General features: G+C 74.3%; 13 protein-coding genes. 6 read left to right on the forward strand and 7 right to left on the reverse strand.

Annotated elements, in window-relative coordinates:
* Positions 1 to 67: 67 nt before the first annotated feature.
* The 6 genes from ACIQFX_RS01925 to ACIQFX_RS01950 all read left to right on the forward strand — a co-directional run bounded on the left by ACIQFX_RS01925 (position 68) and on the right by ACIQFX_RS01950 (position 7,844).
* A complete protein-coding gene (locus ACIQFX_RS01925) occupies positions 68 to 1,738 on the forward strand; it encodes a protein kinase (RefSeq protein ID WP_402457835.1) in 1,671 nt (556 codons plus the stop codon).
* Positions 1,739 to 2,037: 299 nt separating this feature from the next.
* Positions 2,038 to 2,766, forward strand: a complete 729-nt coding sequence (locus tag ACIQFX_RS01930; protein ID WP_402457838.1) for a hypothetical protein — start codon at positions 2,038 to 2,040, stop codon at positions 2,764 to 2,766.
* A gap of 96 nt (positions 2,767 to 2,862) precedes the next feature.
* Positions 2,863 to 3,504, forward strand: coding sequence for a PadR family transcriptional regulator (locus ACIQFX_RS01935; protein WP_402457841.1), 642 nt, complete (start codon positions 2,863 to 2,865; stop codon positions 3,502 to 3,504).
* A 100-nt stretch (positions 3,505 to 3,604) separates the two neighbouring features.
* Positions 3,605 to 4,339 (forward strand): ABC transporter ATP-binding protein, encoded by a 735-nt coding sequence (locus ACIQFX_RS01940; protein WP_402457843.1) that lies wholly within the window; start codon positions 3,605 to 3,607, stop codon positions 4,337 to 4,339.
* A complete protein-coding gene (locus ACIQFX_RS01945) occupies positions 4,336 to 7,200 on the forward strand; it encodes an FtsX-like permease family protein (RefSeq protein WP_402457846.1) in 2,865 nt (954 codons plus the stop codon). The genes ACIQFX_RS01940 and ACIQFX_RS01945 overlap by 4 nt, the downstream gene beginning before the upstream one ends.
* Positions 7,201 to 7,298: 98 nt before the next feature.
* Entirely contained in the window at positions 7,299 to 7,844 is a 546-nt protein-coding gene (locus ACIQFX_RS01950) for a bacterial proteasome activator family protein (RefSeq protein WP_402457849.1), read from the forward strand.
* Positions 7,845 to 7,918: 74 nt separating this feature from the next.
* Here the strand turns inward: ACIQFX_RS01950 and ACIQFX_RS01955 are convergent, their stop codons facing one another.
* From ACIQFX_RS01955 to pdhA, 7 genes are all read right to left on the reverse strand, one after another.
* Positions 7,919 to 8,905: an NAD(P)H-quinone oxidoreductase gene (locus tag ACIQFX_RS01955; RefSeq protein ID WP_402457852.1), complete on the reverse strand. Its 987-nt coding sequence runs from the start codon at positions 8,903 to 8,905 to the stop codon at positions 7,919 to 7,921.
* Between the two features lie 38 nt (positions 8,906 to 8,943).
* Positions 8,944 to 10,029, reverse strand: a complete 1,086-nt coding sequence (locus ACIQFX_RS01960) for a potassium channel family protein (RefSeq protein ID WP_402457854.1) — start codon at positions 10,027 to 10,029, stop codon at positions 8,944 to 8,946.
* Positions 10,026 to 11,426, reverse strand: coding sequence for a molybdopterin molybdotransferase MoeA (locus tag ACIQFX_RS01965; RefSeq protein WP_402457857.1), 1,401 nt, complete (start codon positions 11,424 to 11,426; stop codon positions 10,026 to 10,028). The genes ACIQFX_RS01960 and ACIQFX_RS01965 overlap by 4 nt, the downstream gene beginning before the upstream one ends.
* 320 nt (positions 11,427 to 11,746) lie before the next feature.
* Complete coding sequence (locus ACIQFX_RS01970; RefSeq protein ID WP_402457860.1) at positions 11,747 to 12,601, reverse strand: NTP transferase domain-containing protein; 855 nt, start codon at positions 12,599 to 12,601, stop codon at positions 11,747 to 11,749.
* A 73-nt stretch (positions 12,602 to 12,674) separates the two neighbouring features.
* Complete coding sequence (locus ACIQFX_RS01975; protein WP_402457863.1) at positions 12,675 to 14,084, reverse strand: dihydrolipoamide acetyltransferase family protein; 1,410 nt, start codon at positions 14,082 to 14,084, stop codon at positions 12,675 to 12,677.
* The gene (locus tag ACIQFX_RS01980) at positions 14,084 to 15,121 is read right to left on the reverse strand and encodes an alpha-ketoacid dehydrogenase subunit beta (RefSeq protein ID WP_402457866.1); all 1,038 of its coding nucleotides are present in this window, start codon (positions 15,119 to 15,121) and stop codon (positions 14,084 to 14,086) included. Before ACIQFX_RS01980 ends, ACIQFX_RS01975 begins: the two co-directional genes overlap by 1 nt.
* Positions 15,121 to 16,281 (reverse strand): pyruvate dehydrogenase (acetyl-transferring) E1 component subunit alpha, encoded by a 1,161-nt coding sequence (gene pdhA / locus ACIQFX_RS01985; RefSeq protein WP_402458553.1) that lies wholly within the window; start codon positions 16,279 to 16,281, stop codon positions 15,121 to 15,123. Before pdhA ends, ACIQFX_RS01980 begins: the two co-directional genes overlap by 1 nt.
* Between the last annotated feature and the right edge of the window lie 119 nt (positions 16,282 to 16,400).

Genomic DNA, 16,400 nt, shown 5'->3' on the forward strand with positions numbered 1-16,400 from the left:
CCTCGGGCAGACTTGGCCGAGAAAATCCGGATCAACGCCGCCACCGCGCGCGTAGGGGGAAGCACAGATGAGCCAGGACGGCGCACAGGGCCGCTATGCGGGCGGTTCGGTCGCGGGCGGCCGGTACCAGCTGCGCGATCTTCTCGGCGAGGGCGGCATGGCGTCCGTGTACCTGGCCTACGACAGCGCGCTGGACCGGCAGGTCGCCATCAAGACGCTGCACACCGAACTCGGCCGGGAACAGTCGTTCCGCGAGCGCTTCCGCCGCGAGGCGCAGGCCGTCGCGAAGCTGTCGCACACCAACATCGTCTCGGTCTTCGACACCGGCGAGGACACCCTCGACGGCGCCGTCATGCCGTACATCGTCATGGAGTACGTGGAGGGCCAGCCGCTCGGTTCGGTCCTCGCCGCGGACGTCCAGCAGTACGGCGCGATGCCGGCCGACAAGGTGCTCAAGGTCACGGCCGACGTGCTGGCCGCCCTGGAGGTCAGCCACGAGATGGGCCTGGTCCACCGCGACATCAAGCCCGGCAACGTGATGACGACCAAGCGCGGCGTGGTCAAGGTCATGGACTTCGGCATCGCGCGCGCCATGCAGTCCGGGGTCACCTCGATGACGCAGACCGGCATGGTCGTCGGCACCCCCCAGTACCTCTCCCCCGAGCAGGCCCTCGGGCGCGCGGTGGACGCCCGCTCCGACCTTTATTCGGTCGGCATCATGCTCTTCCAGCTGCTGACGGGACGTCTGCCCTTCGACGCCGACTCCCCCCTCGCCATCGCCTACGCGCACGTGCAGGAGGAGCCGGTCGCCCCGTCGACCGTCAACCGGTCGGTGACGCCGGCGATGGACGCGCTCGTCGCCCGCGCGCTCCGGAAGAACCCGAACGAGCGGTTCCCGAGCGCGGCTGCCATGCGCGACGAGTGCCTCCGGGTGCTGTCGGCGGGCCAGACGGGCGCCCCGGTCATCGTCCAGGGCGGTCCGGTCAGCAGCGGCGCGGGCGTCGGCTCGGCGGTCTTCCCGCCGGTCGGCCAGACCCCGCCGCCCGCCCCGCACGGGGTGCAGCAGCCGTACCAGCCGCCGACGCCGCAGCCCGGCCCGTACGGCCCCTCGACCCCGGCACCCGGCCCCTCGTACGGCTACCCCCAGCAGGCCCCGACGCCGGCGCCCTACGCCTCCGCGCCGACGCCCGCGCCGTACGCCGCCGCCCCGACGCCCGCGCCGTACGCGCACATCCCGGCCCCCGCGCCGTACGCGCCCGGCCCCTCGCCCGTCGCGTCCGGCGGCTCCCGGCGGAACACCCCGGTGCTCGTCGGCGCGATCGTCGTCGCCCTCCTCGCCGTCGGCGGCCTCATCGTGGCGCTCAACCTCGACGAGGAGAAGGACCCGACGGCGGGCGGCACCGGCGGGACCGGCACCCAGCAGACCCAGACGGCGGCCCCCGGCCACAAGGGCCCCGACCTGACCAAGACCGTCGACACGAAGAAGTGCACGCAGCCGGAGGAGTCGAGCGACGACCCCGAGAAGTTCGAGGTGCCCAACTTCACCTACAAGAACCTCCAGTCGGTGAAGGCCTGCGTCCAGGCGGCCGGGTGGAAGATCATGACCCAGACGCCGGTGGACGAGTCGACGTACGGCAAGGACACGGTCCTGGAGCAGTACCCGCCGGCCGGCCAGGACATCACCGACAAGGACGCCGAGTTCACCCTCAAGATCTCCACGGGCAACCCGCCGCAGTAGCGGACGCCCCGTACGGCGGTGGCCGAGCCGCCACCGCCGTACGCCGTACGCCTGACGCCTGACGCCTGACGCCTGACGCCTGACGCCACAGCTATACACCTGGCGCTCCCGCCGCACACCCGGCGCCACGGCTGTACGCACGCCTGGCGCCCCGCCGTACGCGTGCCGACCGCCCGGATGCCTGCCGCCCCCGCCGTACGCTCCGTACACCCGCCGCCACCGCCCGGATGCCGGAAACGTCCCGTCATGTGACGCTGAGTTGACCACCTCGGCGGCTCGGCACGGGAGGGGGTCACCCGGTGACTCCAGCAGTCCGCAGGGCACGGGCGCGGGCTCTCCGCCCCGCGCTCACCTGCGCGTTCGTCGGTGCGTGCGCCCTGTACGCCGCACCCCTCGCCCATCCGGCCGACCCTCCGCACACCGCGGTGGGCACCACGGCCCCGACGCCCGCGCCCACCGGCACCACCCCGGCGGCGCCCTCCGCGTCCCCCTCCTCCACCGCGCCGTCCGCGACCGCTCCGACCACGGGCACGGGCACCGCCTCACCGGGGCGCACCGGTGCGGTCGGCACGCCGGCGTCCCCGGCGGCCGCGCCCACCGGCACCGGAACCGGCACCCTCTCGGGCTCCCCCGCCGGGCCGAGTGCCGGGCCGAGTGACGCTCCCGCGCCGAGCGGCTCCGCCTCGCTGGCCGGCCGGCCGGCCGGGGAGGGGCGGCCGCGGCCCGGACGCCCCGAGGCGGCATCCGAGAGTGCGGCGGCCCCGTCGCCGGGCCCCTCTCGTACCGAAACCGCTACAGACGAAGGGGAACAGGAGGCCGTCGAGGAGGAGCCGGAGGCGGTACGCGAGGAGGACGCGGTGCTGCCCGAGGCGGCGCCGGCCACCCTGCCGGCCGCCGGTTCCCGGCTGGCGGCCGAGGCCGCGCCCACCCTCGCCGACCAGCGGATTCCCGTCCTCACCCTGGGCGCGGGGCTGGCGCTGATGGGGCTCGGGATCGGCTTCCTCGGCCTCCGGATGCGCCGCCGCTGAGGCTCCCGCGGACCGCCCGGTCCCCCTTGAGGCGGAGCTGCCGCTTCCGTCTCAGGGCGGTTGTCCCCGAGGGCATACCCGGTATACATACTGAGTATGTCGATCCGCCACGGGCTCCTCGCCCTCCTCGAACGCGGCCCGCGCTACGGCTCCCAGCTCCGTACGGAGTTCGAGTCCCGCACCGGTGCCACCTGGCCGCTGAACGTCGGCCAGGTCTACACGACCCTCAACCGTCTGGAACGGGACGGGATGGTCGCGCAGAGCGGCGAGGACGCGGCCGGGCACGCGCTCTACGCGATCACCGACGACGGTCGCACCGAGCTCAGGACCTGGTTCGAGAAGCCGGTGGACCGCACCAGCCCCGCCCGTGACGAGCTGGCCATCAAGCTCGCCATGGCCGTGGGCGCACCGTCCGTCGACATCCGCGACGTCATCCAGTCCCAGCGCCGGCACACCGTCAAGGCCATGCAGGACTACACCCGGCTCAAGGCGCAGGCACTCGCCGCCGTGGAGAGGGGCGGCGCCCGGGAGCGCGACGACGTGGCCTGGCTGCTCGTCCTCGAACAGCTGATCTTCCAGACCGAGGCCGAGGCCCGCTGGCTCGACCACTGCGAGTCCCGGCTGATCCGCCTGTCGGCGACCGCTCCGCCGGCCCCGGCCGCCGCCGACACCGCGGCCGCCCCGCGGCCGCCGGACGCGGCGGGCATCCCGACCACCGGTACGCCCGGAGCGCGTTGACCGCACGCTCGCGCTCCGCCCGTACCGCCGACGCACCGCCTTCCACCGCACGCTCCGTGCCCGGCCGTCCGCCGGGCACGTCCCAAGGGGGGACCCCTCGATGTCCACACAGCAGCCCGTGCTGCAACTGCAGAACCTGACCCGTGTCCACGGCTCCGGCGCCACCGAGGTGCACGCCCTGCGCGGGATCGACCTCGCCTTGTACCCGGGCGAACTCGTCGCCGTCATGGGCCCGTCGGGCTCCGGGAAGTCCACGCTGCTCACCATCGCGGGCGGCCTCGACACCCCCAGCTCGGGCCGGGTGATCGTCGAGGACACCGACATCACCACCGCGACCGTCAAGCAGCTCGCCGCCCTGCGCCGCCGCAGCATCGGCTACGTCTTCCAGGACTACAACCTCATCCCGGCCCTGACCGCCGCCGAGAACGTCGCCCTCCCGCGCGAGCTGGACGGGACCTCCGCCCGCAAGGCGCGCGCGGAGGCCCTGGCCGCCCTGGAGGAAATGGGGCTCGGCCACCTCGCCGACCGCTTCCCCGACGAGATGTCGGGCGGCCAGCAGCAGCGGGTGGCCATCGCCCGCGCCCTCGTCGGCGACCGCCGGCTCGTCCTCGCCGACGAGCCGACCGGCGCCCTCGACTCCGAGACCGGGGAGTCCGTGCTCGCCCTGCTCCGCTCGCGCTGCGACGCGGGCGCCGCCGGTGTCCTCGTCACCCACGAGCCGCGGTTCGCGGCCTGGGCTGACCGCGTCGTGTTCCTCAGGGACGGCGCCATCGTCGACCAGACCGTGCGCAGCGACGCCGACTCGCTCCTGTCGGGCCAGGTGGCCGAGGCGTGAAGACCTGGTTCCACTCCTGGCGGGCCGCCATCCGCATCGCCCGGCGCGACGCCTGGCGCTCCAAGGGCCGCAGCGCCCTCGTCCTCGCGATGATCGCCCTGCCCATCCTCGGCGTCAGCGCCCTCGACCTGACCTACCGCAGCTCCGAACTCTCCCCCGCCGAAATGGTGGAGCGGTCGCTCGGCGCGGCCGACGCGCGCTTCAAGGACGCCCAGATGGGCGGTGTCCCGATCCTCCAGGACCCGACGGGCGAGATGCACACGCCGGCCAAGGATCCCGGGGAAGGGGTCTGGCCGAGCGGTCCCACCGACGTCGCCGGGGTCGTGCCCGCCGGCTCCACCGTCCTCACGGACGGGACCGGTTCGGCGAAACTGACGACGGTCCACGGCCTGCTCATGACGGAGGTGCGCGAGCTCAAGGCGTCCGACCCCGTCGCCCGCGGCATCATGACGCTCCTCGACGGGCGTTTCCCGGAGAAGGGCGACGAGGTCATGGCCACCTCGCACTTCCTGGAGAACAGCGGTCTGTCGATCGGCTCGACCCTTTCCGCCCGCAACTTCGATCGCCCGTATCGGATCGTCGGCTCCTACGAACTTCCCAACTCTCTCGACGCCGAGCAGATCAACGCGCTGCCCGGAGCGTTCCTCGCCCCCTACGGGAAGGCCGTCGAGAAGGCCGGTCTGCCGGCGCCCGAGACCTCCGTCTCGTACCTGGTGCGCAAGCCCGGTGGTTTCACGTGGAACACCGTGCAGCAGATCAACACCAAGGGCGTCACCGTCGCCTCGCGCGCCGTGCTGCTCGACCCGCCCGCCGAGTCCGAGGTGCCGCTGTTCCGGGCGGGCGGCTACGCGAACTACGAGTCCAGCCCGGCGGCCGACGCCGCCGAGCTCGCCGCCCTCGGCACCGTCGTCGGCCTGGCCATGCTGGAGATCTGCCTCCTCGCCGGACCCGCGTTCGCCGTCGGCGCCCGCCGCTCGCGCCGCCAGCTCGGTCTGGTCGGGGCCAACGGCGGTGCCCGCAGCCACATCCGGGCCATCGTCCTGAGCGGCGGTCTGGTCATCGGCGTCGCCGCCGCCGTCACCGGCACCGTCCTCGCCGTGATCCTGACCCTGCTGCTCCAGCCGGTCCTCGAGGACACCATGGGCCAGCGGTTCGGGGCCTTCGACATCCGGCCCGCCGAACTGCTCGGCATCGCGCTGCTCGCGGTCCTGACCGGCCTGCTCGCCGCGATCGTCCCGGCCGTCACCGCCTCCCGCCAGACCGTGCTCTCCTCGCTCACCGGCCGGCGCGGCGTCCGCCGCAGCAGCCGGGTGCTGCCCCTGGTCGGCCTCGGGGCCGTCCTCATCGGCGGCGCGATCGCCCTCTTCGGCTCGCTCTTCAGCGAGCAGTTCGTCATCGTGGCGGGCGGCTCCGCCATCGCCGAGCTGGGCGTCGTCGCCATGACCCCGGCCCTGGTGGGCCTGTTCGGGCGGACCGGCCGCTGGCTGCCGCTCTCCCCGCGCCTCGCGCTGCGGGACGCCGTCCGCAACCGGGGCCGTACGGCGCCGGCCGTCGCCGCCGTCCTCGCCGCCGTCGCGGGCACGGTCGCCGTCTCCACGTACATGGCCAGCAGCGAGGCCCAGAACAGGGCCGACTACGTGCCCCTGCTGCCGTACGGCGTCGCCTCCGCCTTCGTTCCCGAGGAGGGCGGCCGGGACGTCCCCGCCGTCCGCGAGGCCGTCCAACGCGCCTTCCCCGTCGACGTCAGCGCCGACGTCGAGCGGGTCTCGGTCGGCAACCCCGGCTGCGCGCGGTGGGACCAGACCGCCGGCTGCGGCCGCTACGAGGTCGTCATCCCCCGGGCGAACGAGTGCCCGCTGTACGCCTCCGTCCCCGGCGGCGGCGACCCGGCGGAGAAGTACCCGCCCGCGCAGCGGCAGAAGATGCTCACCGACGACTGGCGGTGCAAGGAGTCCGCGAGCAGCGGCATGTACATCACGGACGGCGGCCTGCTCGTCGGTGACGCCGCCGTGCTCCAGGTCCTCGGCGTCGACGACCCCGCGACCGTGAAGGCCCTCGCCGACGGCAAGGTCGTCGTCTTCAACCGCTCCCTCGTCGACGGGAACGGCACCCTCGGGATCAAGCAGATCACCGACGTCGCCGCCGCCCAGAAGGCCTCCGACGAGAACCGCCCCGTCCCCGGCGAGGTCAGCTCCCTGTCCGCCTACCTGGTGCCCGGCGACAAGCAGTCGTACGGCCTCCAGGCCCTCATGACCCCGGCCACCGCCAAGGCCGCCGGCCTGGCCACGGTGCCGATGGGCGTGTACGTCAGCACCGACCGGCTCCCGAACAGCGAGCAGCGCCAGAAGCTCGAAGGCGACATCGCCAAGCTAGGCAGCGCCGTCGAGTTCCACCTGGAGGAAGGATTCGTCAACCGCGACAGCATCATCCTCATCGCGCTGGCCGTCTTCGCCGGCCTGGTCACCATCGGCGCGGCCGGCATCGCCACCGGTCTCGCCCAGGCCGACGCCGAGGCCGACCTGAAGACGCTCGCCGCCGTGGGCGCCCCGCCCCGGGTCCGCCGCACGCTCAGCGGGTTCCAGTGCGGAGTCGTCGCCGCGATGGGCGTGATCCTCGGCTCGGCAGCCGGGCTGCTGCCCGCCGTGGGCCTCCTGCTCACCCAGGAGCGCGAACAGGTCCGCTACTACGAGGAGAGCCTCGCCCAGGGCTGGAACGCCAACCCCACCCCGCCCGACCTGCCGATCATCGTCCCCTGGGAGACGCTGGCCGGCCTGCTCGTCGCCGTCCCGCTGGGCGCCGCCCTGCTCGCCGCCCTCGTGACCCGCTCGCGCGGCGCGCTGGCCCGGCGCGAGGCGACCTGACGGACCCGGTTCCCGACCTGTGCCCCTGTACGAGGGTGGATCACCCCCGTACAGGGGCACACCAGTGGGTGACGCGATGTGTACGAGAGAATGGCGGCATGGAGATGCCGAGGAATGACAGGTCGCAGGAGAGCCCCCAGGTCCTCATCGTGGGACAGGACGGGATGGCGCTCGGCGGCACTCAGGGCGACGACGAACCCCGCGAGGTCCCGGTGACGGAAATGGTCGAGCAGCCTGCGAAGGTCATGCGGATCGGCAGCATGATCAAGCAGCTCCTGGAGGAAGTACGCGCGGCACCTCTCGACGAGGCCAGCCGCGTCAGGCTCAAGGACATCCACGCCAGCTCGGTGAAGGAGCTGGAGGACGGGCTCGCGCCCGAACTGGTCGAGGAGCTGGAGCGGCTCTCGCTGCCCTTCACGGACGAGGCGATCCCCTCCGAGGCGGAGCTGCGCATCGCGCAGGCCCAGCTGGTGGGCTGGCTGGAAGGCCTCTTCCACGGCATCCAGACGGCGCTGTTCGCCCAGCAGATGGCGGCCCGTGCCCAGCTGGAGCAGATGCGGCGCGCCCTCCCGCCGGGCGCCTCCCACGACGAGGACGACGACCGCGGCCACGGCCACGCGGTGCGCTCGGGACCGTACCTGTAGATCCGTCCGTACGGAGAAGGGGCCCGGCACGGTTCGCGTGCCGGGCCCCTTCGTCGTCCCCGCCGTGCCCGGCGTCAGCCCCGGGGGGCGAGCAGCAGCACCTTGCCGACGTGGCCGCCGGAGTCCAGCGCCCGGTGCCCGTCGGCGGCCTCCGGCATCGGCACCGTACGGTCGACGACCGGCTTGACCGTGCCCGCGCCGATCAGGGGCCAGACGTGCTCGCGGACGGCGGCGACGATCGCGGCCTTCTCCTGCGCGGGCCGGGAGCGCAGCGTGGTCGCCATGACGGCCGCACGCTTCGCGAGCAGCGCCCCGAGGTTCAGCTCGCCCTTCACCCCGCCCTGGAGGCCGATGATCACCAGCCGGCCGTTCACGGCCAGCGCCTTCACGTTCCGCTCCAGGTACTTGGCGCCCATGATGTCCAGGATGACGTCCGCGCCCGCCCCGTCCGTCGCCTTGGCCAGCTCCTCGACGAAGTCCTGCTCGCGGTAGTCGATGAGGACGTCCGCGCCCAGCTCTGCGCAGCGCGCCAGCTTCTCCGGACCGCCGGCCGTGACCGCGACCCGCGCGCCGACCGCCTTCGCCAGCTGGATCGCCATCGTGCCGATGCCGCTCGCGCCGCCGTGCACGAGCACCGTCTCGCCCGGCCGCAGGTGCGCGATCATGAAGATGTTGGACCAGACCGTGCACGCGACCTCGGGGAGCGCGGCGGCCGTGACCAGGTCGACGCCCTCCGGCACCGGCAGGAGCTGGCCGACCGGGACCACGACCTTCTCCGCGTAGCCGCCGCCGACGAGCAGGGCGCAGACCTCGTCGCCGACGGACCAGCCCGACACTCCGGGGCCGAGGGCCGCGATCCGGCCCGAGCACTCGAGGCCGGGGTAGGGGGAGCTGCCCGGCGGCGGGTTGTAGAAGCCCTGGCGCTGGAGCAGATCGGCGCGGTTGACCGCGCTGGCCACCACCTCGACGAGGACCTCGCCCTCGCCGGGTACGGGATCGGGCACCTCGGCCCAGACGAGGGCCTCGGGACCACCGGGTTCCGGAATCGTGATCGCATACATGGCGGCGAGGCTACTCCCGCCGCCCCCGCGGGCCGTGTTCAGTCCTCCGGCGGAGTGGAGAGCGGCGTCACCGGTGCGGCGCGGACGATGGTGATCACCCGGTCCGTGAGCTGGAGGGGGCTGGCCGCGGGATCGTCGTAGCCGAGCAGGCGGTGGCCGCGGAGCACGCTCACCACCAGGTCCCCGGTCTCCCGCACGCTCTTGCCGGCCTCGCTCTTGGTCACCGGGCGTTCGACGAGGTCGAGGCCGGAGCCCTGCTGGATCAGATCCTCCATCACGGTGCCCGCGCTGGGGCTCAGGACGGAGAGGCCGAGCAGGCGGCCGGCGGCGCTGGCGCTGGTGATGACCGCGTCGGCACCGGACTGGCGGAGCAGCGGCGCGTTCTCCTCCTCGCGGACCGCGGCGACGATCTTCGCGCCCCGGTTGAGCTGGCGGGCCGTCAGGGTGACCAGGACGGCCGTGTCGTCGCGCTGGGTGGCGATGACGATCTGACGGGCCCTCTGCACCTCGGCGCGGAGCAGCACGTCGCTGCGGGTCGCGTCGCCGATGACGCCGACGAAGCCGTCCGCGTTCGCCGTCTCGATCACCTTGGTGGAGGGATCGACGATGACGATCTGCTCCTTGTGGAGCCCCGTGGCGCAGAGGGTCTGGATCGCGGACCGCCCCTTCGTCCCGAAGCCGACGATGACGGTGTGGTCGCGCAAGGTGGACCTCCAGCGGTTCAGCCGGAACTCCTCCCGGGTCCGCTCGGTGAGGACCTCGAGAGTGGTGCCGACCAGGATGATCAGGAAGAGCACGCGCAGCGGCGTGACGAGCAGGATGTTGGCGAGCCGGGCCGAGTCGCTGTACGGGACGATGTCGCCGTATCCGGTGGTGGAGAGCGTGACGGTCGCGTAGTAGACGGAGTCGAGGAGGTCGAGCGTCTCGTCGGCGTTGTCGTGGTAGCCCTCGCGGTCGACGTAGACGATGACGACCGTCAGGATCAGCACGCCGAGCGCCATGAGGAGCCTCTTGCCGACCTGGCGGAGCGGCTTCTCCACGACCCGTCGCGGCAGCCTGACCCGCGGGCCCGCGACTTTCTCGTCGGCGTGGCGGGCCATCACGTCACGGCTGGGAAGTTTCACGTGAAACACGCTCCTTGAACCGGAACGGCCCCCGCCGCCGGCCACGGAAGGTCGAGGACGGTCAGCTCCTGGCCGGGTCGCGCGCCGCCCGGCGGGACGACGGCCATGCCGTCGGCCACGGCGATGCCCCGGAGCATGGCCGGTCCGTTGAAGTGGAGGGGAACGGCCCGTCCACCCCGGCGGACGACCGGGACGAGCCGGGTGTCGTGGGGATGCCCGTGCACCTCGCCCGCCACGGGGGAGCGGCCCTCGGCGAGGGCGCTCCCGGCCAGGGCCGCGAGCAGCGGCTCGGCGAGGGTGAGGAGCCCGGAGACGGCGGCGAGCGGGTTTCCAGGGAGTCCGACGAGGTGCCGGTCGCCGCCCAGGGCCGCCAGGAGCATCGGATGGCCCGGCCGCACCTTCACACCGTCGACCAGGAGGGTCGCCCCCGCCTTGTCGAGCACGCGGTGGACGTGGTCCACCGGGCCCGCGGCGGTACCGCCCGTGGTGACGACCAGGTCGGCGGGGGATCCGGTGACGGCCGCGTACAGCTCCTCGGCGTCGTCGCCGATCCGACGGGTGCCGAGCACCTCCGCGCCGAGCGCCTCCAGCCAGGGGCCGAGCATCGGCCCGAGAGCATCCCGGATGAGGCCCTCGCGGGGGAGCCCCGCGGTGAGCAGCTCGTCGCCGAGGACCAGGATCTCCACCCTCGCCCGGGGACGTACGCGCAGCTCGTCGTAGCCCGCGGCGGCGGCGAGGCCCAGCACGGCGGGGGTCACGGCACTGCCCGCCGGAAGCAGCTCGTCCCCGGCCCGGCACTCCTGCCCCCGAGGACGGATGTCCTGCCCCGCCATGACCTCACGAAGCGCATGCAGCACGAGCCCGGTGGCGGCGGGGGATCCGGCGGAGTCGGGCGTTGTTGTGGCGTCCCCCAGGGTCGATCCGGAGAAGTCGGACGTCGCCGTGGCGGCCCCCGGAGTCGATCCGGCGGGAGCGCCTGGGGTGGTGGGACCCGACGGCTCCGGTCGCTCGGTCCGCTCGGTCCGCTCGGTCCTGGCGTGCTCGCTGCGGATGACGGCGGTGATCCCGGGAGGGACGCGGGCGCCGGTGGCGATCCGCACGGCCTCGCCCTCGGCCGGTACGACGGCGGGCGCGTGCCCGGCGAGGACTGCGCCGTCCTCGCGTACGGCCCAGGGGCCGGGACCCACGACGGCCCAGCCGTCCATGGCCGAGGTGTCGAAGGGGGGCAGGTCGGTGAGGGCCGTGAGCGGCTCGGCGACGACCCGCCCGAGCGCCTGCCCGAGCGGGACGGCCACCGGCTCCCGGCCGGCCGCGGCGCGGACGGCGTTCCCGGCGAGGACGGCGGCGGCTCGCGCCTCCGGCCACGGGGTGGCACGGTGCGGCCGCTCCGCCTTCACCGTGGCGTCGGATGCGGGACCGGCACCGGCACCGACACCGGAGGTCGCGGGAGTTCCAGAGGGCGCGGAGGGCGCGGAGGGCGCGGAGGCTGCGGGAGTCCCGGGGGTCCCGGGAGTCCCGGGAGTCCCGGGGGTCCCGGAGGTCCCGGAGGTCCCGGAGGTCTCAGGGCCCCCGGAGCCCGCAGGGATCGCAGCCGCTCCAAAGGCCGCAGGGATCCCAGAACCCGCGGAAGTCGCAGAGGCTCCGGAGGCCGCAGGGGTCCCCGTGGCCGCGGGGGTCGCGGCGGGCTGTTCCGCCAAGGGGGCGGGTTCCGTCGGACTCATCCGGCCTCGTCCTGCTCGGCGGCCCAGCGCTGGGCCAGCGCCGCGGCCTTGCGGGCGGCCTCGGCGACCGCCTCCGGGCCGCCCTCGGGGCCCGCGAGCGCCGCCGCGTACCCGACCAGGAACGTGGTCAGGGGCGCGGCGGGGCGGGCCACGCCGTGCGCGGCGTCACGGGCGAGGTCGAGCAGCACGCCGGTGTCGACGTCCAGCTCGATGCCCAGTTCGTTCTTGACTGCGGTGATCCATTCGTCCAGCACGGTCCCATGCTCCCTGATGCGGGCCCGGGCGATGGCGATGTCCTCCCAGGTGTCGCAGTCGAAGGAGGCCAGGGGCCCCGCGGGGACCCGGAGGGGCCGGAGGGCCCGCGTGAGCCCGCGCAGCGGCAGGTCCGCGAGGCCGCCGTGGTCCTCGCCGAGCCGGGCGAGTTCACGGCGCAGCGGCCCGGACCGGTACGCGGCGACCAGCGGCTGGTCCCGGCCGTCCGGGTCGGTGAGGAGGGCGACCTCGGCGTCGGGGTCCGCGGCGAGGGCGTCGAGGAGGCGCCGGACGGTGGCGGCGTCGAGGAAGGGGAGGTCCGCGGAGAGGCCGAGGAGGACGTCTGCCTCCGTCCGCCGCGCCCCGGCGGCGAGGGCGGCCAGGGGGCCGCCGCCGGGCGGGACCTCCCTGGTCCAGCGGACCGGGCGGACGGTCGGGCGCGGATCGCCGACGACCACGGTCCGGCCCGCGTCGGAGCAGGCCGCGAGCACCCGGTCGAGCAGGGTCCGGCCCCCGACCCGTACCCCGGGCTTGTCGGAGCCGCCGAGGCGCCGGGCGGCTCCCCCGGCGAGCACGACGGCGTCGTATGCGGTGGTCACCCCAGCAGTATGGGCCGAGGAGGGCCGTGGACGTCCGGCCCGTCCCACGGAGAGAGACGGGCCGGACGATCCGTCAGACCGTGCGGAGCAGCACCGCGGGCTGTTCGACGCAGTCCGCGACGTACCGCAGGAAGCCGCCCGCCGTGCCGCCGTCGCAGACGCGGTGGTCGAAGGTGAGCGAGAGCTGCACCACCTGACGGACGGCCAGTTCGCCCTGGTGCACCCAGGGCTTGGGGATGATCCGCCCGACGCCGAGCATGGCGGCCTCGGGGTGGTTGATGATCGGCGTGGAGCCGTCGACCCCGAACACCCCGTAGTTGTTCAGGGTGAACGTGCCGCCGGTCAGATCGGCCGGGGTCAGCGCGGACTGCCGGGCGGCCTCCGTCAGCCGGGCGAACTCGGCCGTCAGCGACTCGGCCGTGCGCCGCCCCGCGTCCTTGACCACGGGGACGACCAGACCGCGCGGGGTCTGGGCGGCGAAACCGAGGTGCACGGACGGCAGCCGGACGATCTCCCGGGCGGCGGTGTCCACCGTGGAGTTGAGCTCGGGGAACCGGTCCAGGGCGTGGACGCAGATCCGGGCGAGGAGCGCGAGGAGCGAGATCTTCGGCCCGCCCGCCGCGTTCATCGCCGCCCGCGCCGCCATCAGTTCGGTCGCGTCGGCGTCGACCCAGCAGGTCGCGTCCGGGATCTCCGTACGGCTCCGGGACAGCTTGTCCGCCACCGCGCCCCGGATCCCGCGCAGCGGAATCCGCTCGCCGTCCGCGGCGACGGGGGTCGCGACCGGGCTCGGGGCGGGTGCCGGGGCGGCGGCCGGCCGTTCGAGGGCCGTGATGGCCAGCTCCACGTCGGCCCGCAGGATCAGCCCCTCGGGACCCGATCCGCGCACCTCCCGCAGGTCGATCCCCCGGTCCCTGGCCAGCTTCCGCACGAGCGGCGAGATGACGGGCACCGGGCCCGCGTGCCCGGCGGGCCCGAGGGCCGCGGGGGCCGGGACGGCCGCGGGCGCCGGAGCGGCGACGGGGGCGGCGACCGGCGCGGCGGCGGGGGCGGCGACCGGCGCAGCGGCCGGGTTCGTGTGCCGGACCCGGCGGCGACGGGCGGCGGGCCCGGCCGTGCCGTAGCCGACGAGCACGTTGCCCGAGTACTCCGAGGAGACGGCGTCCCCGGCGGCGGAACCGCTCGCCGTGGGGGCGGCTCCGGGGGCCGCCTCCGCGAGCTCCTCGGGCGCACCCGTGCCGCCGACGGCGACCGTCAGGAGCGGTGCGCCGACGGGCAGTTCGGTGCCCTCCTCGCCGTACCGGGCGGTGACGACACCGCCGTACGGGCAGGGCACCTCGACCATGGCCTTGGCCGTCTCGACCTCGACGACCGGCTGGTCGATGGCGACGACGTCGCCGACGGCGACCAGCCAGCGCACGATCTCGGCCTCGGTGAGTCCCTCACCGAGGTCCGGCAGCTTGAACTCCAGCACCTGGGCCATCAGTTCCCCGCCTCCCACTGGAGACGCGCCACCGCGTCGAGGACCCGGTCCACGCCCGGCAGGTGGTGCCGCTCCAGCATCGGCGGCGGGTACGGGATGTCGAAGCCCGCGACCCGCAGCACCGGTGCCTCCAGGTGGTGGAAGCAGCGCTCGGTCACCCGGGCGGCGATCTCCGCGCCCGGGCCGCCGAAGCCGGTCGACTCGTGGACGACGACCGCGCGGCCGGTGCGCCGCACCGAGGCGCAGACGGTCTCGTCGTCGAAGGGCACGAGGGATCGGACGTCGACGACCTCCAGGTCCCAGCCCTCGGCCTGGGCGGCCTCGGCGGCCTCCAGGCAGACCGGCAGCGAGGGGCCGTAGGTGATCAGGGTGGCGCCGGTGCCCCGGCGCCGTACGACGGCCTTGCCGATCGGCTCGACGGGCGCGGGCGCCTCGGGGGACCAGTCGGACTTGGACCAGTAGAGCCGCTTGGGCTCCAGGAAGACCACCGGGTCGTCGGAGGCGATGGCCGCGCGCAGCAGCCCGTAGGCGTCCTCGACGGTGGCCGGGGTGACGACGTGCAGCCCCGGGGTGGCCGTGTAGTAGGCCTCGGAGGAGTCGCTGTGGTGCTCGACGCCGCCGATGCCGCCGCCGTACGGGACGCGGATGACGATCGGCATCGGCACCGCGCCGCGGGTGCGGTTGCGCATCTTCGCCACGTGCGAGAGCAGCTGCTCGAACGCCGGGTAGGCGAAGGCGTCGAACTGCATCTCGACGACGGGCCGCAGACCGTACATGGCCATGCCGACGGCCGCGCCGAGGATGCCGGCCTCGGCCAGCGGCGTGTCCGTGCAGCGGTCCTCGCCGAACTCCTTGGCGAGTCCGTCGGTGACCCGGAAGACGCCGCCGAGGGTGCCGACGTCCTCACCCATCACGTGGACGGTCGGGTCCTCGGCCATCGCGTCGCGCATGGCGCGCTGGAGCGCCTGCGCCATCGTGGCGGGCTTGGCCTTCCCGGCGGCCTTGGCCCCCGCGGGGCCGGTCGTCGCGGTCGTCATCACGCCTCACCCTCGGCTTCGAGCTCGGCGCGCAGCTGCGCCGCCTGTTCGCGCAGCTGCGTCGTCTGCTCGGCGTACACGTGGGAGAAGAGCTCCATCGGGTCGAGCACCGGGTCGGCGTTCATCCGTTCGCGCAGCTCCGCGGCCATCGTCTCGGCGGCCTCCGCCGCCGCGCGCCGGCCGTCCTCGTCGAGCAGGCCGCGCTCGGTCAGTTCCCGCTCCAGGAGCAGGATCGGGTCGTGGGCCCGCCAGGTCTCGACCTCGCCGGCCGTCCGGTAGCGGGTGGCGTCGTCGGCGTTGGTGTGGGCGTCGATCCGGTAGGTCACGGCCTCGACCAGGGTGGGGCCGCCGCCGCGCCGGGCGCGGGCCACGGCCTCGGTCAGGACCTGGTGGACGGCGACCGCGTCGTTGCCGTCGACGAGCCGGCCCGGCATCCCGTATCCGACGGCCTTGTGGGCGAGGGAGGGGGCGGCGGTCTGCTTGGCGAGCGGCACGGAGATCGCGAAGCCGTTGTTCTGGACGAAGAAGACCACGGGGGCCTGCCAGACGGCCGCGAAGTTCAGGGCCTCGTGGAAGTCGCCCTCGCTGGTGCCGCCGTCGCCGACCATGGCGAGCGCGACGACGTCGTCGCCCTTGAGCCGGGCGGCGTGGGCGAGGCCCACGGCGTGCGGGAGCTGGGTGGCGAGCGGGGTGCAGAGCGGCGCGATGCGGTACTCGTGCGGGTCGTACCCGGTGTGCCAGTCGCCGCGCAGCAGGGTCAGCGCCTGCACGGGGTCGAGGCCACGGGCGACGGCCGCCAGCGTGTCGCGGTACGAGGGGAAGAGCCAGTCGCGCTCCTCCAGGGCGAGGGCGGCGGCGATCTCGCACGCCTCCTGGCCGGTGGTGGACGGGTACACGGCGAGCCGGCCCTGCTTGGTGAGGGCGGTGGCCTGCGTGTTGTACCGGCGGCCGCGGATCAGCTCCGCGTACAGCCGTAGCAGCAGCGCGGGGTCGGCGTCGGCCACGGCGTCCGTGCCGAGCACGCGGAGCGGCTCGGCGTCGGGCAGCAGCGGGGCGGGGTCGGTGCGCGGCTGCCACGCCGGCGGCGGCGTGGGCCGGTAGGCGTCGACGGCAGCGGGCGGCTCTTGGACTGTCGAACTGCGCTGTTGCAACGAGTCCACCTCCTCGTGGGAGCGGGCATAAGACCCGAAGGCGGGTGGCGCGAGTGTGGCGCGCCTCACCTACCGATTGTTCGGTCGTGGAGGCATTTTGGCTACAGGCACCTCCAGCCTGTGGACAA

Origin of the sequence: Streptomyces sp. NPDC093089, from assembly GCF_044754405.1 — a bacterium.
GTDB lineage: Bacteria > Actinomycetota > Actinomycetes > Streptomycetales > Streptomycetaceae > Streptomyces.